Origin of the sequence: Undibacterium sp. Ji42W (assembly GCF_049340405.1) — a bacterium.
Classification (GTDB): Bacteria; Pseudomonadota; Gammaproteobacteria; order Burkholderiales; family Burkholderiaceae_D; genus Undibacterium.
Genome location: NZ_JBMPOV010000004.1, coordinates 365,531 through 388,237, shown reverse-complemented (window position 1 = coordinate 388,237; position 22,707 = coordinate 365,531). Strand labels below are relative to the sequence as shown.

The following is a 22,707-nucleotide window of genomic DNA, read 5'->3' as shown; positions in this document are numbered from 1 at the left end:
ATTTACGGCGACTAGCTTTACACAAAAAAACTTTGAATTTAGTACAACTATTTAACGAGGAAAGTTAGGCACGACAAAGGATGTGTCAATTATCTCGCTAAGGCAGTTAAGACTAATTCTAATTTTATTTAATGCAATATTGGTAATGTTTGTTGAATAATTGTCTGAATAAAGACTCATGTTGTTTTCTGCGCATATGAATGATTCAACCTGGCAATCCTATGAGCCTCTTAGTCAAATTTCGATTTTATTTTTTCTTGTTTCCATTTCAAGACCAGTTGTAAATCCTTGCGTACTGAGATTGTGAGTAGTTTTGACAATAATCCAGTCAGTATCCCCGATAGGCGGTTTTAAGCTGGGGATGCGCACACCCATCATGGGGGTAATGTCAGGCCTGCCTAGGGCCAGGGTAAATTGCAGTGTTGCCTTGCCACGCTTTACCCGGTTCATCTCTGCTTGTGCTGCTTGCTCTGCTGCCTCTTGATTGGGGTAGGTGTGCCGCAGGCGTTTTGGGTTGTCGTCTTCGCCTATCAGTTCGCTTTTTTCCTTGGCGTCGTTGGGGTCGTGCCATTGGGCGCGCACGCCGCTGTAGGCGTCGCGGCTGGCGGTGTGGTAGCGGTGTTTGTCGCCGTCGCGGCGTTCCAGGGTGATGGTGGGCAGGCTTTCGCCTTTGCTGTTGGCTCCCTCATCGATTGGCAAGAAGAGCAGGGCGTCTTTTTTGACAGTGGCCACCGCATCAAAGCGTTTGCCCAGCCGGTTTAAAAAATTGATGTCTGACTCATTGGTCTGGTCTATGTGGTCTATGACTTTGCCTTGCAGGCTTTGGCTTACCTTGGGCGCTAAGCCGTTGTCTTTGGCAATCTGGCCGACGATATCGGCCACGGTTTTTTGATCAAAGCTGCGGTCTTTGCGGGTGCGTACGGGCTTTGCCATCTCGGCACTGCGGGCGCGCAGGACCAGCATATCTGGCGCACCTTCGTGTTCTACTTCATCCACCACAAAGCTGCCTTTGTCCACCATCCCTGTATTTTGCCAGCCTAGTTGCAAGGTGATCTTGACGCCTTTACGCGGTATCGCCACGCGGCCGTCGCTGTCGTCTATGGTGATGTTGAGTTCGTCCACGGCGTTTTCTCGGGCCTCGGTCAGTGTCAGGCTCACCAGGCGCGGGTAGATTTTGCTGGTAATGTCCTGGCCGTCCAGGGTGATGGCAAATGCTGGTTTGTTATGGCTCATTCTAAATCTACCTCTTCCCATTCAATGACATCTTCGCCCAGATCCGGGCCGCCTGTATGCGGGTCCACCTGGTCGCCTAAATCTACCCGTTTCAAGCTGATAGAAAAATCTATCCTTTGTGGCGTGCCGTCATCCATAAAGATGGTTTTGCCCTTGGTCAGATTGGTCAATAAAAATTGCCCATAGATACGCCCGGTGCCTTCCACTAGTACATAGGCGTCACCAGCGTCCCCCATTTCTTCCAGATCATCCAAAGACGCCGGGTCACCGGCAAAGGCCGGGGCCATCCAGCCGCTTAGGGTGATGGTGTTGTCACCTGGGCCAAGGTACTGGTGCGCGTCACGTTCGCCCACTCGGCTGGTTTTCGGGTGCTTCCATTCGATTTGTTGCTGGAATTCCTGATACGCGGCCGTGGACAGGCTGAATACAAACTGGCCTAAACTCATCATCATTTTGCTGTGTCCTTTCTATGATTCGTCATAGTCATGCATGGCAGACCGGCGCTGCTGGCTCTGCTGGCGCTCGCGCCTGTCCAGCTCGGCCGCCACGGCTTTGGCTATCGCTTGTGGGTCCATGCCTGCAGCCGGGTTAATCACGATCTGGATATTGCTGGCGGCTGGTGCCGGGCCATTGCCTGCACTGGCCGCGTTGCTGCCTTGGTTCTGCACCGGCGGGCGTCGGTCAAACTTGATAGGCTCGGCCAGGTGCGGCGGCTGTGGCTGTTGTTCTGCAAACTGCACCAGGGCTGTGGCTTGTGGGTTGAACAGGGGTGGCGGCACCTGCGCGAATGCCGGGTTAATTGCCGCGCTATAGGCCAGGCCGGTGCCAATGGCCGTCATTTGTTTTGTTACTCCTTGCAGCTTGTCCAATGGTAGCGCCTGGGCTTTCTCAATGCCTATCGACAAGCCTTGCATAGTGAATTGCCCCAACTCGGCAAACACCACGCTGGGCGAATGAATACCCAGCTTTTCTTTAAACCATGAGACAACGTTGTCAGCCATGTTGCTGATGGTGTCGCGCACGGTGCTGGCCGCGCTGGTGATGCCATTCACCAGGCCTTGCATCATGAAGCTACCAAACTCGGTGAACTTGGCCGGGATGTCGATACCAAAATAACCCAACACGCCCGCCATGGCGCGGTGGAACAAGCCTAACGGGCTCCAGTTTAACAGCAAGGCACCCACGCCCATAATACCGCCGTTAAAGGCTTGTTTAACCTCGCCCCATAGCCCTATAAAGAATGCGCTCACCCTGGCCAAATTGCGATAGATCAGATATGCCGCTACAGCAATAGCGGTGATTGCCAGGCCTATAGGGTTCATGAGCAAGAAGCGGCCAGCCACCAGAAAGGCCCGGCCCAGCCACATGACAGCATTGCCAGCCAAGCGCAATGCAGGTAGCAAGCCGCGCAGCCAGCCACCGACACGGGCAAGGAAGGGGCCGATACGCGCAAAGGCAGCACCCAGCCGGGCAAAGGTGCCAGCGAGTAAGCCGCCTTTGATACCCAGCATAACCATGCCAAAGCGTAGCATGGCAAACGGGCCAATAAGGGCGGCCAAACCCAATGTAGCTGTACCCATCACCAGCAATACTGCAGCCAAGCCAGCAAAAGTGATAGTCAGGGCTTTGGCTACGCCCTGGTGGCGGTCAAAGAAGCCCGTCAGGCTTTGTATGGTGCTGGTCAGCATTTCCAGCCCTTTATTGACCAGGGGCAGCAGGTGTTCACCTAATTGCTGTTCCAGCGTGTTGCGGCGAGCGACCAGGGCAAGGTATTGGCCGTTGACGCCTTGGCCTGATTCTTTGTTTAACTGGTCAATGCCATAGGCACCTTTTGCAGCGTCACGGTGTTTTTGGATGTTGGCCCGTTCCAAATACATGGATGACATCAGGTTTGCAGCATTGCGGCTTGAGAACAAGGTCGTGATTTTGCTGATGACCTGGTTATCTGTCATGCCAGGCTTTTGGATTTTGGGTAACACATCTTCCATCAAGTATTTGAAGGGGTCTGATTTGTATTTATCTGCATTCAGCAAGGCGTCTGGCCGCATTTTGGTGATGTGGCCCGTTTTGCCGTACTTGATTGCATCAGGGTCTATCAGGCCATCTTTGTGCAGTTCTTCTGCTGTTTGCTGGGTAGTGCGGCCCACAGCCCAATTCTGATAGGCGCTCATCAAGGCGGTGCCGGTGCGGTCGCCGCCCATCTCTTGTATGTTGTGCAACATGCCAAAGAAAAAGCTGTCATCTGATAATTGCTTGGCCGCTACGCCGCCCGTCTTGATCATGTTGAGCAGGTCTTCTGGCTTGACCAGGCCGCCCGAGGCCACATAAGCCTTGGTCGAGAAATCCAGTACACGTTTAAAAGTGTCCATGTCCTTTAACGCGCCGCGTAGCTCGGCTACCTTGATCAGATCCATGAACATGCGTTCTGCCGCTTCGCCGTGGCCCTCACCGCCACCACGCTGTTGCATGACGCCCTCAATACCAAACTTCATTTTTGCCAGCAGGGGCGTGACCTCTTGCGCATGGTGAAAATCGCGCAAGATAGATTGCGCCTCAGTTAGCAGCTTGAGGTTTTCTAAACTGCTGCTGCCCATAATGTCCATGCCTTTGGCAAATTTGACGCCTTCTTGCACCATGTGCTCACCGATACCCAGGGCGCGCAGGCGGGACGTCTGTTGCTGGAACTGGGCGGCCTGGTCCAGACTTTTGATAACTGGCACGCCCATGGCAGTACCAGCCATGGTCATGCCTGCGCCATTCATCGCCATGTTGCCCGCAGTAGCGCGGGTTTTTTCCATGCGCTGCTTGGCGGCTGATACTTGTTCATGTCGCCTTGCCAGCTCGCCCAGCTTAAGTTTTTGTGCATCGATCTGGCTGTTAGTGGCAGCGATGCTGCTGCGCAAGCTGCGGTCATGGCTGCCCAGGCTGGCGGTGCTGATGCCTGCGGCGTTTAACTTGTCGCGCAAAACCTGTAATTGCTGGCTTTCTTGCTGGTGCTGCTGTTTGATCAGCCGGGCGGCGGTGGTGGCGCGGTTGAGTTCTCGCGTCATGGTGCGGGTAGGGTTTTCAGTAGCGGCCATTTGCTCGGCCAGCTCTTTGACCTTGAGGCGAGCAGCATCGAGCCGCCCCCCGGTCTCGTGCAAGCCGGTATGCATTTGCCTGAAGCCTGAAATGTGTTTTTGTTGCGCGTCCAGGTCTTTTAACTTGTCGCGTAATGCTTTCAAGGCTTTGCCGCTGGCGGTGGATTCGCCAATGATGCGTTTAAGGGGAGCGGTCACGCGCTCTATCATGTTGAAGACTACCTGTAACTTTAAATCGCGCTCTGACATTGCTTAACCGCTCCCTTATTCACTCTGCTGTGTTTCTCACCCTGGCGCGTTCGCGCCAGTCCATCAATTCCAAAATACTTAAATCATCCATGGCAGATGGCGGCCAATGAAACACAATCGCCAGGTCTGCCATGGCTTCTTCTATGTGCGTTGGAATGCCATACGGTCCGCTTTCTTGACCAAAAAAGCGGCCACCTCTGCGCCTATTTCCAGTAAGTCTGCCGGGTCAAGATTGGCAACATCCTGCCCGGTCAGTATTGGTGTGGTAATACGTGGCAAGACCTGCTGCAGGGCTACTACGCTCATATTGCCCAGGTCCACCAGGGACACACCGCGCAGCTCGCCTGCCTTGGGCTTGCGCAGAGTGATTTCTGTAATCAGGGTGTCACCGCGTTTGATAGGTTCGTCCAGGGTGATGGTTTTGTTTGTGATGAAAACGACGTCGTTACTGTTTGCTGTTGTCATGATGTTACTTTCTTAAGTAGTGCTTAACTTCGATTAAGCGTTGTTTAATATGTTGCGTTTTTGATGGCTTGGCATTACATACCAATAGCGGCGCGCAGCTCGGCGCGGCGATCAATACCGCCGACTATTTCAACGCCGTTGATAAAGTCGATTTCGATGATGTCCTGGCCGTTGACAATCAGCTTGTAATAGCTACAGGTGGTTTTGTATTTCTGGTCGCTCTTGTCGGCCATCTTGGCGCTGCCCATTTCGATTTCTTTATGGCGGCCACGTACCACGATTTCCACTGCGGTGACTTCTGCGGTGTCATCGTTCTGGTAAGCACCGGCAAAACGCAGTTGCACGGCGTTGTGAGTGACGGCACCATATTGCATCAGTGCGTCCACCAGCAGGCCGCCTGCCGTCCAGTCGAGTTCAATTTTTTCGGTGTGGTAGTCAACCTCGATAGGGCCAGACATACCGCCCGCGATGTACTCTTCCATCTTGCGCGACAGCTTGGGCAAGGTCAGCTCAGGCACCAGGCCCAGATAATTCGCGCCGTCATTGAACAGGTTGAAGTCTTTTAATTTGCTTGGTAATCCCATGTTTTACTCCTAGTTGTTGGGGGGATTGCCCGTCATGCTAACGGGCGGTTTGTTTGTTTAGGTCGTGATTTGCTTGGCAAAGTCAGCCAGGTAGCGGTCGGTGATACGCTGCTGCAGTACCAGGTCTTCGACTGGTGGCACCGGCGTGTAATCGTAGTCAATGACCAATGAGCCGATTTTGAGACTGTCCTTGCTGTTTGCCGCAGGGTCAAACCAGGCTTTGCCGTCAATAATCAGCCCGGTTGTTTTGAGGGCGCGGAATTTGGCATTGATGGATTCAATCAGGTCACGCACTAAGGACGGGTGCATGGGCTTATCTACATAAGTGAAATGCACTTCTGCAATGGTGTCAGCCAGCACTTGCGCGGTGCGGGTGTAATTCTCAAAGAAAAAGAATTCTGCTTCCTCGGCCGTGCGGCTGCCCCAGAAGCGGTACCCGGTTTTGTTAATCAGGGTGGTGACGCCTGCAGCATTCAATACACCGGCGTCTGTGGCCGATGATTGCAGATCCCAGAACACGTCTCGCGCTATGCCGGTCGGGCCATTCACCACGACATTGGATAAAGACTTGTGCCAGCCTGTGTCATTGTCGATCTTGGCACGCAAGCCTAGCGCGTAAGCGACGGCCGGTATGGATGCGGTGGCATTGGTGGCAGTGTCGAAGTGCACAAAGTCCGGCCAAATAATCATGACCTCACGCTGGCCGAAGTGCTGGCGGTAGGCGATAGCAGCTTCCTTTGTCTGTGCGCCCCAGGCTGATGCATATACAAAGGCGCGCAGCTTTTGGGCAACGGCGGCCAGTTCGGTGGTTACGGCTTGCGTATCGAGGCCAGGTGCGCCCAGAATGCGCGGTTTGACACCAAGCTTAGTCTGGGCTGCCAGCAAGGCTTTAACGCCCGTATATTGGCCGCTAGCCGTAACAGTGCCGACTACGTTTGCCGTCTGGATGGCTTCGTCTTCATCAGCATCCACACGCACCACGATGGTGACAGGGTTGGTCTGCAGGCTAATGGCGTTCAAGGCTTTTGCCAGCGTGCCGGTGTGGCCTGCTTTGGCAATGGCAGCTTGTGCATTGGTGATTAACACCGGGACATTCAGGGGAAAGGCTGTAACGTCTGCATCGTCGGCCGTGGCAATCAGGCCAATGACGGCGGTGGAAACGGTACGTATCGGGCGCGTGCCTTCGTTAATTTCTATGACGCGTACGCCATGGTGGTAAGTCGTTGCGGGCATTGTGTTTGCTCCTTTTGGTGGTTGGGAGGGTTAAGCAAGGATGGCTGCAGCGCGGCCAGGTTGGATCAGCCCGGCGATTTCCAGCGCCTGCAGGCCGGGTGTGGCTTCTGCTGGTTTGATCCAGTCTGAATTTTCGAGGCGCATCACCCAGGCTTTTAAAGTGCCGTTGCTGTCAGCTGCAGTCAGAATGGCGGCGCGTTCATCCTTGGTAAAACGGTCAAGGAATTGGCCGCGTGTCAGACGGTTGGGGGCTGGTACTGCCACGTCCACCGACCAGGTGAAGGCCTGCACGGCCGTGACGTCGGTCAGGGCATTAACGGCCAGCTCGGCGGCGTTGCTTGATTGCCGTATGGCTTCCCGCTCGGCCAGCACGATATCGATATCCCCCAGATTGCCCCAGCCTGCAGCATCGCGTTCCTCTGCGCGTTGCTTCTTCCAGTCTGTGGCGGCAATCAGCCTGGCCGCTTCGTCTTTGATTTGGTTGCAGCGGGCAGCTTTGGCAGCCGTCAATGCTGCATCCAAGTTCAGGGTAATGGTGGTTTTGCCCTTGGAGACTTTAACGATGCAATGCGCCAGCAAGGCCGGGTTAAAGCCCTCCGGAGCTGGGACTAAGCGCACGCCGTCCCACGCCTGCAAGCTGTCGTCCTGGCTGTAGCCGGTGATTTGATTGGCGTTGTCAATGATAAGTATTGTCATATGGATGGTCCTTAAATTACGAGATAGCCCAGTGTCATGTAATAGCTGCCGGTGCTGGCGTCTGTGAAATAAAGCGGGCCGTTTTGGCTGCCTACGGTTTTGTGTGCGGTGGTCAGAGTGATATAGCTGGCCCCGGTGGCCGCTGCCAGTGCCTGGCTACTTGTGCCAGTCAGATAGAAGTAAGACGGGCCAGCGCCGCTATACGCGCCTGACATCGCCAGCATCAGTATCTTGCCGCCTATGGCCGCGCCACTTTGTGCCGTGCTGGCCGCATAGGTGCGCTGGAATACGGTCATTTTGTTGGTGAACAGCCATTGATACAGGGCGGTGGCCGTCGTGTTCAACGCTGTTGTGATGCCGGTATTGCCATGCAATGCAGTACGTATTCCTGCATCACCAAAGAAAGTGGTAGCCAGCGGCGTGCGGCCTGCGGTGATTTCGCTCGATACAAAATTCCATGCATCTATAGCGGCGGTGATATCTGCAAACAGGTAGACCATGATGGTGGTCAGCTTGGTGTACAGCGCATTCATGGCCGCACTTGATTTAGCCAATTCGCGCAATGCTGTAAGGCTGGCCCCTATGGCATCTTGTGCCGGTGTGTTGGCTGCAATCGCGTTTAACCAGTTGGTGCTTGCATAAATTAGCGTCATAGCCGCTTGAACAGATGCAAACTTATCCATCGTCGTGCGGCTGGATGCTGTCAGGGTCAAGCAACCAGGTATCGCGGCAATGTACGGCACCAGATAAGCCGCTTTAGTCTGTATCCATGTTTGCATGACAGATGATGCAATGATGTCTGTCCACGCCAAGGTGCTGCCAAGCAGCTTGGGGCGTAGTACATCGTCTTGCAGTGCCACTTGTATGGTTTTGGCTTCATCACTGCACAGGCGCTGCCATACGCTGCGGTGGCTTGCGTCTGCCAGCCAGACATCGATATCAGCGCTGGTCATGGCATCAAATAGCGCCAGGGTGTCGCGGCCTATTAACGGGGCGTTAATGACTTTGTCCAGGCCACCAAAAACAGCGCCCGTCAGTATCAGAGTTTTGCTGTCTGCATTGGCAAGGTCAGTGCCCTGCAGCAGAGTCTTGGCGCGGGCAATGTACTGGTCGCGGAAATCGGCTAAGTTGGTCGAACTCATATCAGATCAATCCTGCGTAAATGAAAATAGAAAGGTCGTCAATCTGCGCTTGCAAATTGGCGGTCGTGGTTTTGTCGGCCTTGGTCAATTGCAACTGATTGGCCGCACCGTTCAGGGCGTCAACATCGGCATCTATGGCCGTGATGGTGCCGCGCAGGCGTTCCACTTCTACCGCGCCGGGGTTTTGGATGTGGGGCAGGGGATAAGCCCGGTTAGCTGTTTTTTGATCTTGCATGGTTACCCTCAGATGACGATGACACGCAAATTACGGTGACGCGGCCGGGCTGCTGTGTTGCCGGACAGTTCAAGCTTTGACCGCAAGCGGTCGGCGGTGACGCCGTTCAGCTCGTAAGTAAGTTCATGCCAGTCAGCAGCGATATCCCGGCTCGATACAAACGGCGCTACTGTGTAAACCGGTGCGCCTGCAGCTTCTGGCGCAACACTCACGGCCAGGGCAGCGCCTGCAGGCAAATAACAATCCACGACGATACGGGCGCGGACGTTCTGGCCTGCTGGAACCAAGGGGCTGATGTAGTTGCCCTGGTTGGATACTGTGCCAGCCAGCAGCGTGATGCCTGGGTGGAGCACTGGCGACAAGTTGGCCGTGCCGGTCAGCTTGGCCGTGACGCTGAATTGCCCTGTCATGGGTGCAGCCAGGCGCACCGGCTGGCCGTCGTCCACGTTCATGACGCTGCCACCGGGTAAGGTGATTTGATATTCAACGCGGGTCTGTGCGCTGGGCGTTTCTACCAGGCTTAACAGCATCAAGTCTGTGACGTTGGCAAGATTGGCATTGCCCAGGGCTATGGTGCGCGTGGTGGCCGTGAATTCAGCGGCCAGTAGGCGAAACGCCAGGTCACGGTCTTGGTGTGGTGTCCAGGTAGTGGCGTTGCTGGATGATAGCAGCACACCCACGGTGTATGGCTGGCTGGCTACCCATTGGCCCTTGTGGTCGTCGTACTTGCCCAGCTCGGCAATGCTGGCCGCCGTGGTGGCATCGTCACACAAAATAACCAGGGCATAGTCCACGCTGCCGGTCAGGCTTACAGGATAATCAAAGCTGATACGGGTAGCCTGGCCATCCACGTTAATGGCTGCGGCCGATATGCGCGCCTGGGCGATGACTTTCTGGTTAGGTATGCCGGTGCTGGTTTCGCGTATCTGCACCGCAAGTAATGAATTACCCTTGGCCGTGAACCACAGATCCAGCCCAGCTATCTGGCGATCAGCAGCCAGCGTGAATGTTTGCGCCAGTGGGTCAGCTTTGAGGAAAGTCACCCAGCCGGATGCATGCACTGTCACCAGTTGTTTCACATCCTGAATTTCCACACCGGTACCGCTATAGATAGCCACGCCAAAGCTGCCATGGTTGCCGACAAATTCCACGCGCTTGCTGCCTGCAGGCACCTTGGCCGGGACGGTAAACGTGCCGGTGATGGTGCCGGGTGTAGGCGTTGCCAGATTGTCGGGCACAACAGCAATGCCATCAAAACGCAGGCTTTGTATGGTTTCGCCTGCTTCAAAACCCTTCACGGTAAAGGCAACATTGATTTGACGGATGTATTCCGCCGCCTTGCTGGTGTGGCTGATGTCGCGGGTGATTTGGTTAGTCGTGTCGTAAGCTTCGCCGTTTTCGACTATCCACAGGCCCACGCGGCGGGTAATGTTTTCTGTGATGGTTTCAGTGGTTGGGCTGTTCCATTGGGTATCTACATCTGTCCAGCGGTCGATTGCTGGCGTGAGTGTGACATCAGATGGCAGGGGGTCGAAAGCATCGTAAGGATTGATTTTCATGCTACCGGTGCGCCATGGCTGTTCCAGCAGTGTGACCGGATTGAATGGCAGCGTTTGCGGCGCGGCCAGGCTGATAGAGAGCAAGTTAGGTTGCACTGATACCGGCAAGGTGAGTTCACCGCCAAAGATGGCGGCGGTTTGGGGCAAGCCCTGGTCGCGTACGCTGTCAGAGATAAACGGATCTACCAGCAAGCCGCGCTTTGCCGTTGCATCTCGCAATTGGGTACTGGATTCAAGGCGCTGCTGCGCTACCAGCTCGGTCAACATATCAAGGCGTTTGCTGTAGACGGCCAGTGTTTCCATGGGTACCGTGCGCACGCTGTCTATCATGACCGTGCGCGATCCTGCACGCCAGTTTTGCAGCACAGATGCCAGCGGCAAGAGATTGGCAGGCACGCTGGGCGGCCTTGGGTTGCGGTCTGCGGCCACACCTGGCAGCCAGACCAGCGCACCGGCGCTATCCATGCACAGGCGGTCTATACGGGGCAGCATGCGGTTATAGCTGATCAGGATGGCCGTACCTGCTACCGCATTGGTGACCGTGCAGCCGTCGGCATCTATGGCCGTTGCTGGCACAGTGGCAAGGTATTGATACGTAACCTTGTAAGTGCTGCCTGGCTGTGGCTCTGCACCTGGCAATGACCAGTCTATCTGCTGCGCGGTGAATTTCCAGTCCACGTCCTTGGTGTATGTCGTTGCGCCTTGTTTGACAGACAGCACGACGAGTACAGAACCATCTTCCAACGGGTCCAGCGCGCCGGTAAAGCCGCCGTGTGCTACGTCTATGGTCTTTTGCGCTGTGATGGTCACATGCGTAACGTTTGCGGCCGGTGCTCGGTCAAAGTTCACGCGCTGGGCGGCTGGCCCGGTGGATTGATGCGGCTCGTTTTCTATGAAGCGCAAATCGGGAGTGGCAGCACGCACCAGGCGACGGCTAGTAGGCAATTCAACTGCAAAGCCAGTCACGCGGGCGCGGCCTTCGCTGACTGTATAGACTTGTTCACCGCTCGGCATGTCGTTTGCAGCGGTGACGTTCAAACCGTTCACCACATAGCTGCCGCCGGATGAGTCACGGTCATAGCGGGCTAATGCCTGGGTCACGCCGTCGAGCTGGGGCGGTGGTTCTTTGCTGCGGACTGTGCCATCTTCTACCGTATAGACAGGGTAAAAATCACCAGTCTGGCCGTCACCGGCAAAGCCCCAGGCAAGCAGCTTTTGCAGGCGACCTGCACCGGCTTTGTCAAAGCCACGGGTATTTTGTGCGCGGTTGCGTAGTGTGGGGTCTTCCAGCTCGGTGATGATGTGCGGTTGCAGATATACGCCCACGATGACGATACCGACCACGGCAATGGCAAGCATTGCAGGCGGTATGCCGCGCACTGCGCCATCCACATACAGCGCGCCGGATTCGCAGGTCGTCGCGCCGGTGATGGCATTGACGACGATGCGGGCATCACGGATTACTGCGCCGTCTGCCAGCAGCACATCAGCCACGCCTTTGACGCGGGCTTGTAGCAGGCTTTGTGTTTCGTTGAGTTCGTCAGACTGGATGACATGGTCAGCGCGGTACAGCACCGTATCAAACTGCTTCGCTGCGTCGTGCCGGTTCAAATAGCCGGTTAAGTTGATATTTTTATCCATGGTTATCTTTTTCAGAAAGGCAAAACGTAGCGATAAACTTGTTCCGTAGCGCCAGAACGAATCAGGCGCGGGATGCGGTCAAGCATGTAGAGGCGGCCCGGCTTGATGATTTGTTCCGGTGTGAAGTAACGTTGCCCGGCTGGCAGGGCTGCGGCCACTTCGGTGCCGACGAACAAACCCAGCTCGCGGATGTCATGACCTGCGCCGTCGCCATAATCAAAAACGAATTCGACCAATACCCAGCGTGATGGGGTATTGACGATGCGGTACAGGTCACCGCCTGGTACCCTGATGGTGTTCGGTGCATTTGGGTCTAACTCAGGAACAACGAATTGCTTTTGTGATGCCACGCGGCGGCCTATTTCATCCATCAGGCCAATGGCGGTGATGGGTTCGGATACGGGCGCTGCATCCCATGCGGCCAGGCCGTGGCCCCATGCCAGGTGCAGCGGGCGGTTCTTAAATTGTTCGGCCAGCTCGATGCGGCCTTGGTCTTGCAGGACTGCCATGTCAGTGCCTTTCTATGGATTTGAAATTAAGGGGTAGCAGACCGCCCAGCCGCTGGCCCACTGGTCGGCCCAGCCATACACTGGTAAGGCCGGGCTGCAAACTTTGCTTGCTGTACCTGGTGAAATTGCTGTGATAGGTGCAGGCATGGCGCGCGCCATCGGCACAGCACAATATGTAGCGTGGTGATTGCCCAATACAGGCAGCAAAGCCGGTTGATTGACCACGCCGCTGGATAGGTCGCTGATACTGACGACACTGTTTAAACGAATTTCGCTATCGAGTACCCAGCTATCAAGCTGCATCATTGAATCGTCAACAATGGTGTTTAACTGGCGCGGGCGGTGCGCTGCAATGGGTGCCAGTGCTGGCAGCGCATTGACTATGCCTATGTGCGTTTCACCGAAAGACAGCTTGACGCCATCAGTTGCAGGGTCACCAGACCAGATACCAGAATCATCATCAAACAAGCATTGATCAAAGCTGGTGGCATCTAAGCGGCCAGCACGCAGGTCCAGACCGTGATATAGGCGATAAAAGCGGCTGTGTACGGGCAAGGATGCATTCACCACCTGGCGGATACGTGCCAAGTCCAGCGCGGCCGCTGTGGTGCCTGGGTCTATGTGTACAAGGAATTCATCTTCTTCTATCGTGACCTGGTCATAGTCCAGCCAGGACAAGGCGCGCACCACACTGGCGGCGCTGCCGCGTTCCAGCAGCCAGGGCAGGCCAGCGGTGATCAGCTCGGCATTGCTGGCGAAGTGCAGCGAGAATTGCGCCAGGTTCCATTCAGCGGCAAGCCAGGGCTGGAAAGCTGCGGGCATGGTGCTGGCGATGTTTGCCGGTGCGTCTGCAGCAGCGTCCAGATCCGCACGCGGGGCAATGCGTACCAAGTTGCGTTCCAGCTCGCTGGCGTTGGGTGGCAACAGTAATGCTAAGTCAGTCATGCCACACCGCCATCTGTCAGAGTGATGATGCCAGCGATGGCGTATTCATCAGCGGCCAACACTGTATTGCCAGCGGGATGGCCTGCGACCGGAAATTCTACCCGGCTAATACCAGGCTGCTGCAGTTGGGCCGTTACCCATGACTGCGGCACACTGCGGCCCAGGCTGGAATAAGTGGCAAGAGAAGCCATGAATGAGGCGGTTATTTTTGTGACGATATCAGCCGGTGCGCTGGCTTCGCGCCACAATGTTGCAGTGACGTTTAAGGCCACCGGGCGCGCCACGGCCATGCTTACAGGCACACCCAGCGGGCGGGCGTTGGGTGCGTTCATGGCGGCCAGTACGGCGGCGCTGGTGGCCTGCGCCTGGCTGGCGTCAATTAGCCACAACACCACGGCAATGCTGCCGGGTGTTGAGCTGGTGACGTTTGCATCACGCACGTTGGCGCTTGCAGACAGGGCAAGCAAGCGGTATTGCTCTGCCGTGCCATTGCCAGCCAGGGCAGCAATGCGCAACTGTATGCGGCTGCGGTAGCGCTCGTCTGCTTCACCTGGCATGCGTGCCAGATTGTAGAAAGCGCCTTTATGGTCCAGGTCTGTGCCGCTGGCAAAGGCCAGCAGGTTTGCGCGGGAAGCATCATTGATACGGCCACGTAGCAACATCTCCCGATAAGAAAATGCTTCTATTTGTTTGACCAGGGGTTCAGATGGCAAGGCCAGCACATTGGCGGCGCTTGGCTGGCGTTGCAGCAAGTCTTGCTTGTGAACGGTGACCAGGGCTTCAAAGTCCAGCTCTTCGATGACTGCAGGCGGTGGCAGCTTGGTTAAATCAATCATGCTTTTACCGTGACAGGTAAAGACAGGCTAAACGCCTTTGAGGCTCGCACCAGTTGGCCTTTCAAATCAATGATGACTTTACCGGGCGTGTCTGTGCGGTACAGCTTGACTTGCGTGAGCTTGATGCGGGGTTCCCATTTGAGCAAAGCTTCAGCCGTGGCGGCATACAGGCGCACTTGTGTGGTGCCATTGTCTGGCTGGTCTATCAGTTCAAACAACAGGCTGCCATAGTCGCGTCGCATCACGCGGGTGCCTATGGGTGTGGTCAGGATATCGGCAATGCTCTGGCGCAAATGTGCCAGGCCTGCAATACGTTCACCTGTTGAAAGATTCATGCCTGCCATTGTTTTGCCTCAATCCGGTATCAAAAACCAGCTACGGCCGGTGCTGGGGTGGGTGCAACTGGCGTGATGCCCGGCGCGGCATGCGGGTATGCCATTCAATGTCATCCAGGAGGAGCCCTGTACCATGGTTGGGTTGGCATGCGGGACCGGGCCATGCGGGACGATGCGGTCACCCAGCACCACGACAGGTACGCCTTCGACAGCAAAGAAGTCTTGCCCACCAGCGCGGTGCGGGCCGCCTGCGCGGTCCAGGGCTTTAACGGCGATGCCATAGCTCATGATTTGACGCCCTCAAACTTGGGCGTGCGCAAGGTCACGCCATCGTTGCGCAGCTCCAGCGTGGTATTGCCGACGACAAAACTAAACTTGCCCTCTGCAGGCAGTGTGATGATGTAGTGATGCTCTGCGTGGTTGTAGTCCGCCGTCGCGCCGTCTGGGTATTCAGTGCGGGTGTTGTCTGGGTTGGTGTCTGGTGCTGGGTTGTGGTTGCTGGCAATGCCTGGCATGACCACGCCGCCCGCAAATTCACCGGAGGGGGAAAGTAAAATGCATTGTTCGCCAACAGTGGGCGGGTTCCATGTCTTTGTTTTGCCAGCGCGTGCCGTTGCCATGGGCAAAAAGCCGGTTTTGATGTCGCCAATTTGCAGGCGTACTTGCGGTACGCGACCGTGTTTCACTTCGGCAATGGTGCCAAAGCGAATCAGGTTTTCTAGACGGCGGGCGATGTCGGCAAGGTTGTAGTTCATGCCGCCTATGGTGACGGCTTACCGGGTTTAGGTCACGCGCTGGAGAGTTGCTAATTCACATAACAACTTATACATCGCTATTTGATTAATTATCGCTTATTTGGCGTAATGCATTTGCGACAGTTCTATTTTTACATTCACTCGGTTCCGTGCTAGTCACGAAGGTACCATCAAGAGTTAAAATTAGCGAAGCCACTTCCAGTCCTAAGGACTGGTCGACTACAGAAGTAATCATCTCTTTACATGTGTTCATTGCAGCGAAACGGTTCATGTAACGTGCTGCTCGAATTGCAAGGTCTAATGCTAAAGTTTTTTGAACGACAGGAACATCGTCTCCCATAAAAATGGTTTTCATGTGGTTTGCTATGTCTTCGGCATAGCTCCAACTGTAACTTTGATCCTCTACCATTTTCTCATACACTGACAAAAATATTGGGAGGCTATTAATCACAGATTTTTGCTTAATTACACCAAAAAATTTGTCGTGGATTTCAAAACAAATTCGAATTTGATCTGTCTCTTCTATAATTGCAAGTTGCTCTACAAATGTGATTATTTCCTTTGAAAGAAATTTACTTTCTTGTTCGCTCCTATCGCGAATAGCCATAAGCAATTGCTTTACAGTATCAACTCCTTCGGACCTCCCAAGTAGTACGTCATAAGCCGCAACTATTGATTGTTTGAGTTCGGAAAGAGATTGGTAGCGTTGTGTTTTGATGTTTCTGCAACAGCGTTCAATTATATGAAAAATTGGCGCAGGAATTCCTTCTTCGAAAAGGTGCTGCGGATCATTTTTTGTTAATAGTACATAAAATGTTTTACCCAGCATAAATACATCACCTGCAGCATCTGCGTGTTTGAATCCGCCACTTATGAATTCAGGAGGGATGTATCCTTGGGTGCCCCAGCTATTTGAGCTACTGGTGAATGCTGTATGTGATCCGGTTTCCGTGGATAAACCGAAATCTGATACGACTATTTGATTTCCGTTAACTAGGAAGTTTTGTGGCTTAATATCTCGATGAAATTTATTTCTTGAATGAAGTTCTTGAACGCAATCTATCATTTGAAGAAACACTTTTTCCTGATCAACTAACGAATACCTAAGATTGATCGCATGATGTAAAAGATCTCCATTGGGATAATATTTCATTATGAAATATGGCGGATCGTATTCAAGATTGGAGTCCACGACTTGGGCTATTTTCGAGTTATTTTTAAATTCTGAAAGCAACCGGACTTCTCTCTTAAACCGTTTGAGATGTTCATCTGAATTGCCTTTGCAATACTTTAAAACGATGTCGTATTCATAGAATACCTTGACGTGCTTTACATGAAGAATTTCTCCCATTCCGCCAGATTTGCTGCACAATCCTTCGACAACATATTTATTGTCTATGAGGTCATTTTTTTTAAACATATCATCTTAAATTTTATTAAGGAAATAAATAGCAAATTGCATTGCAAATAGTGTAATGCTGATTGCCGCATACTACCTTTGCAGCATGCAATTTTGTTGTTTTTTTGTCCTTGATTTGGCGGCAATATTTATTTCTAAACATCTTAAATTTTTATCTTCTGTTTAATTTGCGATATGTCTCACAATGACCTCGCGTAATTGCTCTAGATTCGCCGTGCTGAAACCAAGCAGTTGTCGCCGGGTATACCTGACTTCTGGACCATCCTTACTTACCTTGTCCTCAAGCCCGTATTGGTGAACCCTCGCAATTCGGGCAACGCGGTCAAAGAAGCCTACAGCAATTTCGTTACCGTCGGCTTTCACTTTCAGGTGTGTGTTTGTGCGCAGTTTGGCAAACATCGCGGCCTTCTGCTTTTTTATTCGTTCCTTCTTATTGCGTAAGTCCTTGCGCGGCTTCCTGGGTGTGTATTGGAGGCCTTCCGGCGTCATTTGCGCTTTGATGCGCTGTTGCTGGGACCGTCTCAAATCCTGCGCCACTTTCAAACTGACTTTGCGCCGGTTGGCCGGATCGAGCTGGGCAAGCAGGACGCTTGCCCATTGTTCTAGCGCCTTGAGATCGTCAGCCATTGTCTTGCGCAGGGTTGAGTAACTGCCACTCTGCAAGCAGGTTGTTGCCGTTGTAGAGCTGCCAGAATGGCGCGGTATAGTCCGGCGCGACGGCTATCTCGCCTGCGTGGGAAATATCAAGCTTGTTGCCGGTCTGCTTGACTATGACGCGCTCGGTAATGTCCAGCTCTAGACTGATATCAACGCTCTCATGATTATTGAAGTCAACAATAAAGCGTATGCCTTTATTACTCTTGTCTTCGTTGCGCAGCAAGTCTGCCTGGTGCACTGCCACCCAATCCAGCAATGGCACCATGAGCGCATCTTCTTCGCCACCGTAGTCGGTCACAATGACATTCAAGACATAGGCATATTCAAAAGATCGTGAAGCCGTGCGCGTGGTGCGCAAGCTGCCTTTGTCTGCAAACACAAGCAGCTTGTCTGGGTTGCGCTTTAAATCGGGCAAGGCGGCTGTTAGGTGGGCGCGCAGGCTATTTGGTTTGTACATGATTGGTAATGGCCCTGATTGCCTGGTAGCTGTCTATACAGGCGTTTAATTGCCTGATGGCGTCGTCACCGTCTGCGGCGATGGCTGCAAGAGCTGCTCCAGCCTCTGGCGTAAGTTGGGCTCGCGCTTGGTCGCTATTGCTGAATCCAGCGGCGGTATTTGTGCCGGTACGGGCGCTGCAAGCTTTGACGGGGATTGACAGGCGCACAGCACCAGTACGCACGTCATCAATAAACTTGTCGCGTTTGTCTTTTTCATCTTGCATTTCCTTTTGGTGGGTGGTGGCAATGGCGGCCAGGCTGCGGGACATGAGCTTTTCATTTTCTCGTGCGGTGGCGGTGGCTTCTGCTTTGTCCTTTTCAATCTGGGCGGTGAGTTTGTCTACCTGGTGTATGGCGTCTTTGTATTTGACGACACAGAACAGGACGGCGGCTGCTACTGCCAGGGCTATCCATGGACGTGGGTCCAGTGCTTTGATGATGTTGAGCATTCATTCACCTATGCGGGTTTGAGGCAGAGTTCACGCTCTGCGGCGCGGCGCTTGGTCAGACCTCGCAATACAATATGATTTGCTGTATTCCAGTAAGGTAATTGGTTGCATGCGCCGGTGTAGTCGCCTTTGTTGAGCAAAGTAATCATGGTGGATGGCTTGCCGTTTTCCAGCACGCAGAAACCGTCTTTGACGCCTTTGCGGCCCGGCCCCACGTTGAACACAAAGCTTGTGAATGCGGCGCGCTGGTTGTCGTTGAGTGGGACTTTCAGGCAGCTTTCCATTGATACCTTGGCTTTGAGTAGGTCTTGTACTGTCATGTCGTCGCATTGCTCTATGGTGGCAGTCTGGCCCAGCTTGACGCCACCAGTGTGGCCCCGGCAAATCGTGGGGATGCTGACTGGATCAAGGTAGGCGGTTTGCCTGGTGCCTTCAAACAGGACAATCAAGGGCAAGGCTGCAGCAATGCCGGCAGCTATCAGTTTTTGTTTGATATCTGTACACATTGTTGATTTTTTCCTTTCTGTGCATTGGCACGACGGTTCAGCCAGGGCTTTAACATCTTGTCGCGTATAAAAAACGTGATCTGCAGCACGGTATAAATAATCGTCAGAATGAATACCCATTCATTGAGGGGAATGCCTAGCAAGGTGATTGCACTGATGGCGATTGGTGGCATAGATTTCACTGTTTCCATGGGGTAATCGATCATGGTTAGTCCCACAAGTTAATCATTTGCAGCGTTGGCGCTGCAGGTGCGCGGTCTGGCAATGTGATAGCTTTGCCCATGGGCAGGAATGCGCCCAAGCTGGTAATGCCGGGGTTTAAGGCCAGCACTGCTGCGATGCCTGCTGTGCTGCCCAAGTGACGCCAGATCAGCAGGTCGAGGGTGTCGTTTTGTTGGGCGCGGACGATCATGTCTAAATCAGCTCTACCGTGACTTGGTGGCGGCCCATGAGCTTAGATATCGCCCAGGCTGCATTCCTGCGTTCTTCGTCAGGGCCATTTGCCAGAAAGCCGACCAGCTTCTTGTCATCCAGTGACGTGGCGGTGGTGTCGTAATCCTTGTAACGTTCAATCAGATCCGCTTTTGCCGTGCAATAGACAGCGCGCAGGTAGTGGGATATCAGGACGCTTTGCCGGTTGACCTGTGCCGCTGGGATAGCCGCCATGCAGCTGTGTCCTGCGCTTTGCGCTGATGCCTTCAGCTCTTTCACCTGGTCATTGACAAAGATGATGGCGTCCACGGTGGCCGCGATCAGTCTGGCATCAGTGACAGTGCCGTCCAGCCTGATGGCGTCGCGCATGGCGATGACATCCAGATCCGGGAAGAATCCATCATTGGTGATGATGTTGTCTGGCTGGCTTGCGCTGGTCGGGCCGCCTGGTGCGTTGGCAATAAATGAGGGCATGGGTCTGGATCTTCATTGAGTCAATCAAGTGGGCGGTGGGTGGGCTGTCACAGGGTAAATGGCTAGAAATACCTGATCGGCCCACGCCGCCCGGCGCCGGAGGGTGCCTGGTTACGTAGGCGGGGTGCCGCTATCGCCTACGATGTTCTTGAGACGGCGTTCCAGCCGTTCTATGTCTTTCTTGACGCCTATGTTTTGGAACAGATCAAGGGCGCGGCGCAGGTTGTCCAGTGCCTTGCTGGCGGCTTCTTCTGGCAACTGGTCAAAGTCAATGTCACCATTGCCCATCTTGTCGATCTGGGCATAGCCAAGCGCCTTGTACAGCTTGGCGCTGGCCTGGTCTGGGACATCTGCATTGACGGTCAGCAGTTGCACGGCCCTGAGTGTTTCCACGGCTGCAGCCGTGCTTTCAAAGCGGCCTTCGAGATATGCGCCGGGGATTTCGTCCAACAGCATGGTGGACACATCACGGGCGTACTGGTCTGGCAGGCTCAGGTTATGAACCAGGCAGTATTGCGCGATGTCCAGGGCGCGGGCATAGGTGCCAGCATCGATATGCCAGACTAGGACGGTGGTTAATACCTGGTCTTGCGCGCCGTTGCCGCTCTCCAGTGCGCCGTCTATCCAGTCATCGTATTCAGGCAGAATTTCGCGCTTGAGTTCGATTTTTCGCTGGATAGACTTGATGGCCTTGAGCCTTTGCTTGTCGTTGATGAGCTTGGCAAGCATCAGCTCGTAGGCGTTGCCGGTGAGTTCGCCGCCTTGGTTACTTTGTGCATTGGCCCGCTCGGCGGTGATACGGGCAAAGTGGCGCATGGCCAGGCTGGTGTGTGACATGATCAGGCCACCAGCTCAATATGTTCGATGGCTGCAGCAATGCCGTAATCTTCCACGACATAGGCATCATTCGAGGATTCATAGTTTTCTATACGGTCACGCTTAGGGTTTTCCATCACTTGACGGCGTCGCGCACCTTCTTGGAAGTAGATAGACAGATTGTCATAGCGCGTAATCAGGATGCTGTTTGCCGGGAAGTAAGGCACTGTTGCCGCCTGCAGGCCACCGATGCGTTTTTGGCTGATGATGATGTCAGATGCCAGGGTTTCGGTTGGTGCCTGATTCTTGTTCACCAGGGGGAAATATTTGTCATGCATGAGCTGGCGGCCGACGATGCATACCAGGCCCGCATCTTCGCGGAACCATGGGTCCAGAAGATTGATGGCGTCATACACGGCGGCGTCCAGATTGGCGAAGTCGCCACCGGCACCGATTTTGATCTTGTTGAGCGTACCGCCGGAAGACAAGACGCGTTCGGGGGCGTTTTCTCGCATTTGCTGCAGCCAGCCTTTATTTACGTCCTGCAGCAGCGGGTAAGTAGCGATATTGGTATTGGGGGCCACGGCAGTGCCGTTAAAGCCGATGACCATGCGGTCCAGCGCCTGGCGTTTGACGATGACGTCGCGGATACGGGTTTGGAAATCGGCAAACTTGGCCCAGGCATCAAGCTTTGCATACGGGATATGCGTATCAAAATCAGTCTTGGCACAGCGGTAGCGGTCATTGGACAGGCTGGTCAAATCGCGGGTCTGTCTTTCTGTTTGGGTAGTATCTGTGCGGCTGGCGACCGGGCTGGTAATGCCGAGGTGCAGCTTTTCGCCTTCCATCTCGGTCACGCCGATGATGTTAATTTTGCTCAAGAACTCGCTGGATTCTTGTATTTTGGTTTCCAGCTTTTGTTGCACTGTGGGGGCGATGCTAAAGGTCTTGGTGGCGTCATCAACGCCGTTGAGTTCGCTCAGGCGGGCCAGCAAGGAATTGAAGGCCAGGCGGGTATTGTTTCTCATGCGTGCTTACTCCGTTGTTTTGTGTGTGTGTGTTGGTGTTGTGCTGTTTGCGATGGTTTGCAGGGTTTAGCAGTCGGTTTGTTCTGCGCCGTTGCCGCCTGTGGCAGTGGGCCTGCTGGTCTGGCCGCCGGGTTCTTTGTCGAGTTGGTTTTTCAGGCTGCTGAAATTGTCGGTGACGGTTTTGAGGTTTTTTTCCAGCTCGGAAATACGTTTGTTTGATTCGCTAAAACGCTGTTCTTGGTCTGCGGTGTGTTCCACTACGGTTTCAATTGCCTGACCGAGATCATCAAAGCGGGCATCGTCACCGCCTTTTTTGCTGTTGAATACTTTCAGCAGGTCTTTGACTTTTGCAGCCAGGCTGGTGGTTTCAGTGTTGACTTCTTCAAATTCAAGATTCACTTCGACGGCAGCAGAGAACAGGTGCGCAGGGTTGGTTTTACGGCCTGCAAAGGGGTTGGCGTTGGGATTACTGGCCGCAAAGCTCAATACTTCAGTACCGAGACTGGCGGGGCTGTCGGTAATACCCAGGCCGACAAGATAAGCTTCGCCAGTGTCGGCGAATTTGTCGTTAATCTCTACGCTGGTGTAAATCTTCTGTTTGGCTTTGGACAGTGCCACCAAATCAGGCGTCGGTTCGATTTGGGCATACAGGGCCAGCTTTTTACTGCCGTCTATGGTGACTTCTTCGGCCTTGACCGCTGTTACATCGCCGTAGGCTTTGAAGGGGCTATCTGGCACAGTGCCGCGGATGTGTTCTAACCAGATGCGTGCGCCATAGGTCTTGGGATCGAAATTCTTTGCCATTTGCTCGATCCAACTCCGATCAATTTTGCGGCCGTCAGTGGTTGCGCCTTCAACTGCAACGCGGAAAAATTTTGATGTGAATTTTTTGGTGGACATGATGAAATAGGGGGCTTGGCGGTTGATGAG

28 protein-coding genes are annotated in these 22,707 nt (G+C 54.0%); all 28 read right to left on the bottom strand.

Annotation, left to right across the window (positions count from 1 at the left end; all coding sequences use genetic code 11):
- Nucleotides 1-234 precede the first annotated feature (234 nt).
- Complete coding sequence (locus ACO0LG_RS11195; protein WP_423026277.1) at nucleotides 235-1,233, bottom strand: contractile injection system protein, VgrG/Pvc8 family; 999 nt, start codon at nucleotides 1,231-1,233, stop codon at nucleotides 235-237.
- Complete coding sequence (locus tag ACO0LG_RS11190; RefSeq protein WP_423026275.1) at nucleotides 1,230-1,685, bottom strand: phage tail protein; 456 nt, start codon at nucleotides 1,683-1,685, stop codon at nucleotides 1,230-1,232. Before ACO0LG_RS11190 ends, ACO0LG_RS11195 begins: the two co-directional genes overlap by 4 nt.
- Nucleotides 1,686-1,700: 15 nt before the next feature.
- Entirely contained in the window at nucleotides 1,701-4,562 is a 2,862-nt protein-coding gene (locus ACO0LG_RS11185) for a phage tail protein (protein WP_423026273.1), read from the bottom strand.
- A 19-nt stretch (nucleotides 4,563-4,581) separates the two neighbouring features.
- Nucleotides 4,582-4,695 carry a GpE family phage tail protein gene (locus ACO0LG_RS11180; protein ID WP_423026271.1) on the bottom strand — a complete coding sequence of 38 codons (114 nt, stop codon included), beginning with the start codon at nucleotides 4,693-4,695 and terminating at the stop codon, nucleotides 4,582-4,584.
- A gap of 8 nt (nucleotides 4,696-4,703) precedes the next feature.
- A complete protein-coding gene (locus tag ACO0LG_RS11175) occupies nucleotides 4,704-5,027 on the bottom strand; it encodes a phage tail assembly protein (RefSeq protein ID WP_423026269.1) in 324 nt (107 codons plus the stop codon).
- A gap of 74 nt (nucleotides 5,028-5,101) precedes the next feature.
- The gene (locus ACO0LG_RS11170) at nucleotides 5,102-5,611 is read right to left on the bottom strand and encodes a phage major tail tube protein (RefSeq protein ID WP_423026267.1); all 510 of its coding nucleotides are present in this window, start codon (nucleotides 5,609-5,611) and stop codon (nucleotides 5,102-5,104) included.
- A gap of 57 nt (nucleotides 5,612-5,668) precedes the next feature.
- A complete protein-coding gene (locus ACO0LG_RS11165; protein ID WP_423026265.1) occupies nucleotides 5,669-6,844 on the bottom strand; it encodes a phage tail sheath protein in 1,176 nt (391 codons plus the stop codon).
- 30 nt (nucleotides 6,845-6,874) lie between these two features.
- Nucleotides 6,875-7,540 (bottom strand): hypothetical protein, encoded by a 666-nt coding sequence (locus ACO0LG_RS11160; protein WP_423026263.1) that lies wholly within the window; start codon nucleotides 7,538-7,540, stop codon nucleotides 6,875-6,877.
- An 11-nt stretch (nucleotides 7,541-7,551) separates the two neighbouring features.
- Entirely contained in the window at nucleotides 7,552-8,682 is a 1,131-nt protein-coding gene (locus ACO0LG_RS11155; protein WP_423026261.1) for a hypothetical protein, read from the bottom strand.
- Nucleotide 8,683: 1 nt separating this feature from the next.
- Nucleotides 8,684-8,917, bottom strand: coding sequence for a hypothetical protein (locus ACO0LG_RS11150; RefSeq protein WP_423026260.1), 234 nt, complete (start codon nucleotides 8,915-8,917; stop codon nucleotides 8,684-8,686).
- Between the two features lie 8 nt (nucleotides 8,918-8,925).
- A complete protein-coding gene (locus ACO0LG_RS11145) occupies nucleotides 8,926-12,117 on the bottom strand; it encodes a DUF4815 domain-containing protein (RefSeq protein WP_423026258.1) in 3,192 nt (1,063 codons plus the stop codon).
- Between the two features lie 11 nt (nucleotides 12,118-12,128).
- On the bottom strand, nucleotides 12,129-12,626 hold the full coding sequence (locus ACO0LG_RS11140; protein WP_423026256.1) for a hypothetical protein: 498 nt from the start codon (nucleotides 12,624-12,626) through the stop codon (nucleotides 12,129-12,131).
- Nucleotides 12,627-12,638: 12 nt separating this feature from the next.
- Nucleotides 12,639-13,571 carry a phage tail protein gene (locus tag ACO0LG_RS11135; RefSeq protein ID WP_423026254.1) on the bottom strand — a complete coding sequence of 311 codons (933 nt, stop codon included), beginning with the start codon at nucleotides 13,569-13,571 and terminating at the stop codon, nucleotides 12,639-12,641.
- Nucleotides 13,568-14,407, bottom strand: coding sequence for a baseplate assembly protein (locus ACO0LG_RS11130; RefSeq protein WP_423026252.1), 840 nt, complete (start codon nucleotides 14,405-14,407; stop codon nucleotides 13,568-13,570). The genes ACO0LG_RS11135 and ACO0LG_RS11130 overlap by 4 nt, the downstream gene beginning before the upstream one ends.
- Complete coding sequence (locus tag ACO0LG_RS11125; protein WP_422951405.1) at nucleotides 14,404-14,742, bottom strand: GPW/gp25 family protein; 339 nt, start codon at nucleotides 14,740-14,742, stop codon at nucleotides 14,404-14,406. The genes ACO0LG_RS11130 and ACO0LG_RS11125 overlap by 4 nt, the downstream gene beginning before the upstream one ends.
- Before the next feature lie 18 nt (nucleotides 14,743-14,760).
- Complete coding sequence (locus ACO0LG_RS11120; RefSeq protein ID WP_422951406.1) at nucleotides 14,761-15,030, bottom strand: PAAR domain-containing protein; 270 nt, start codon at nucleotides 15,028-15,030, stop codon at nucleotides 14,761-14,763.
- Nucleotides 15,027-15,497: a phage baseplate assembly protein V gene (locus tag ACO0LG_RS11115; RefSeq protein ID WP_423026249.1), complete on the bottom strand. Its 471-nt coding sequence runs from the start codon at nucleotides 15,495-15,497 to the stop codon at nucleotides 15,027-15,029. The genes ACO0LG_RS11120 and ACO0LG_RS11115 overlap by 4 nt, the downstream gene beginning before the upstream one ends.
- Before the next feature lie 85 nt (nucleotides 15,498-15,582).
- On the bottom strand, nucleotides 15,583-16,917 hold the full coding sequence (locus ACO0LG_RS11110; RefSeq protein ID WP_422951408.1) for a protein kinase domain-containing protein: 1,335 nt from the start codon (nucleotides 16,915-16,917) through the stop codon (nucleotides 15,583-15,585).
- 162 nt (nucleotides 16,918-17,079) lie between these two features.
- Complete coding sequence (locus ACO0LG_RS11105) at nucleotides 17,080-17,544, bottom strand: phage virion morphogenesis protein (protein WP_422951409.1); 465 nt, start codon at nucleotides 17,542-17,544, stop codon at nucleotides 17,080-17,082.
- On the bottom strand, nucleotides 17,537-18,031 hold the full coding sequence (locus ACO0LG_RS11100) for a phage tail protein (RefSeq protein WP_423026246.1): 495 nt from the start codon (nucleotides 18,029-18,031) through the stop codon (nucleotides 17,537-17,539). The genes ACO0LG_RS11105 and ACO0LG_RS11100 overlap by 8 nt, the downstream gene beginning before the upstream one ends.
- The gene (locus ACO0LG_RS11095; RefSeq protein WP_423026244.1) at nucleotides 18,015-18,521 is read right to left on the bottom strand and encodes a lysis system i-spanin subunit Rz; all 507 of its coding nucleotides are present in this window, start codon (nucleotides 18,519-18,521) and stop codon (nucleotides 18,015-18,017) included. The genes ACO0LG_RS11100 and ACO0LG_RS11095 overlap by 17 nt, the downstream gene beginning before the upstream one ends.
- A gap of 8 nt (nucleotides 18,522-18,529) precedes the next feature.
- On the bottom strand, nucleotides 18,530-19,027 hold the full coding sequence (locus tag ACO0LG_RS11090) for a lysozyme (RefSeq protein WP_423026242.1): 498 nt from the start codon (nucleotides 19,025-19,027) through the stop codon (nucleotides 18,530-18,532).
- Nucleotides 19,000-19,233 carry a hypothetical protein gene (locus tag ACO0LG_RS11085; protein WP_423026240.1) on the bottom strand — a complete coding sequence of 78 codons (234 nt, stop codon included), beginning with the start codon at nucleotides 19,231-19,233 and terminating at the stop codon, nucleotides 19,000-19,002. The genes ACO0LG_RS11090 and ACO0LG_RS11085 overlap by 28 nt, the downstream gene beginning before the upstream one ends.
- 2 nt (nucleotides 19,234-19,235) lie before the next feature.
- Nucleotides 19,236-19,439 (bottom strand): tail protein X, encoded by a 204-nt coding sequence (locus tag ACO0LG_RS11080; RefSeq protein ID WP_423026238.1) that lies wholly within the window; start codon nucleotides 19,437-19,439, stop codon nucleotides 19,236-19,238.
- Between the two features lie 2 nt (nucleotides 19,440-19,441).
- The gene (locus ACO0LG_RS11075) at nucleotides 19,442-19,933 is read right to left on the bottom strand and encodes a head completion/stabilization protein (protein ID WP_423026236.1); all 492 of its coding nucleotides are present in this window, start codon (nucleotides 19,931-19,933) and stop codon (nucleotides 19,442-19,444) included.
- A 111-nt stretch (nucleotides 19,934-20,044) separates the two neighbouring features.
- Nucleotides 20,045-20,770, bottom strand: coding sequence for a phage terminase small subunit (gene gpM, locus ACO0LG_RS11070; protein ID WP_423026234.1), 726 nt, complete (start codon nucleotides 20,768-20,770; stop codon nucleotides 20,045-20,047).
- Between the two features lie 2 nt (nucleotides 20,771-20,772).
- Nucleotides 20,773-21,777: a phage major capsid protein, P2 family gene (locus ACO0LG_RS11065; protein WP_423026232.1), complete on the bottom strand. Its 1,005-nt coding sequence runs from the start codon at nucleotides 21,775-21,777 to the stop codon at nucleotides 20,773-20,775.
- 66 nt (nucleotides 21,778-21,843) lie between these two features.
- Nucleotides 21,844-22,677 (bottom strand): GPO family capsid scaffolding protein, encoded by an 834-nt coding sequence (locus ACO0LG_RS11060; protein ID WP_423026230.1) that lies wholly within the window; start codon nucleotides 22,675-22,677, stop codon nucleotides 21,844-21,846.
- Nucleotides 22,678-22,707 lie beyond the last annotated feature (30 nt).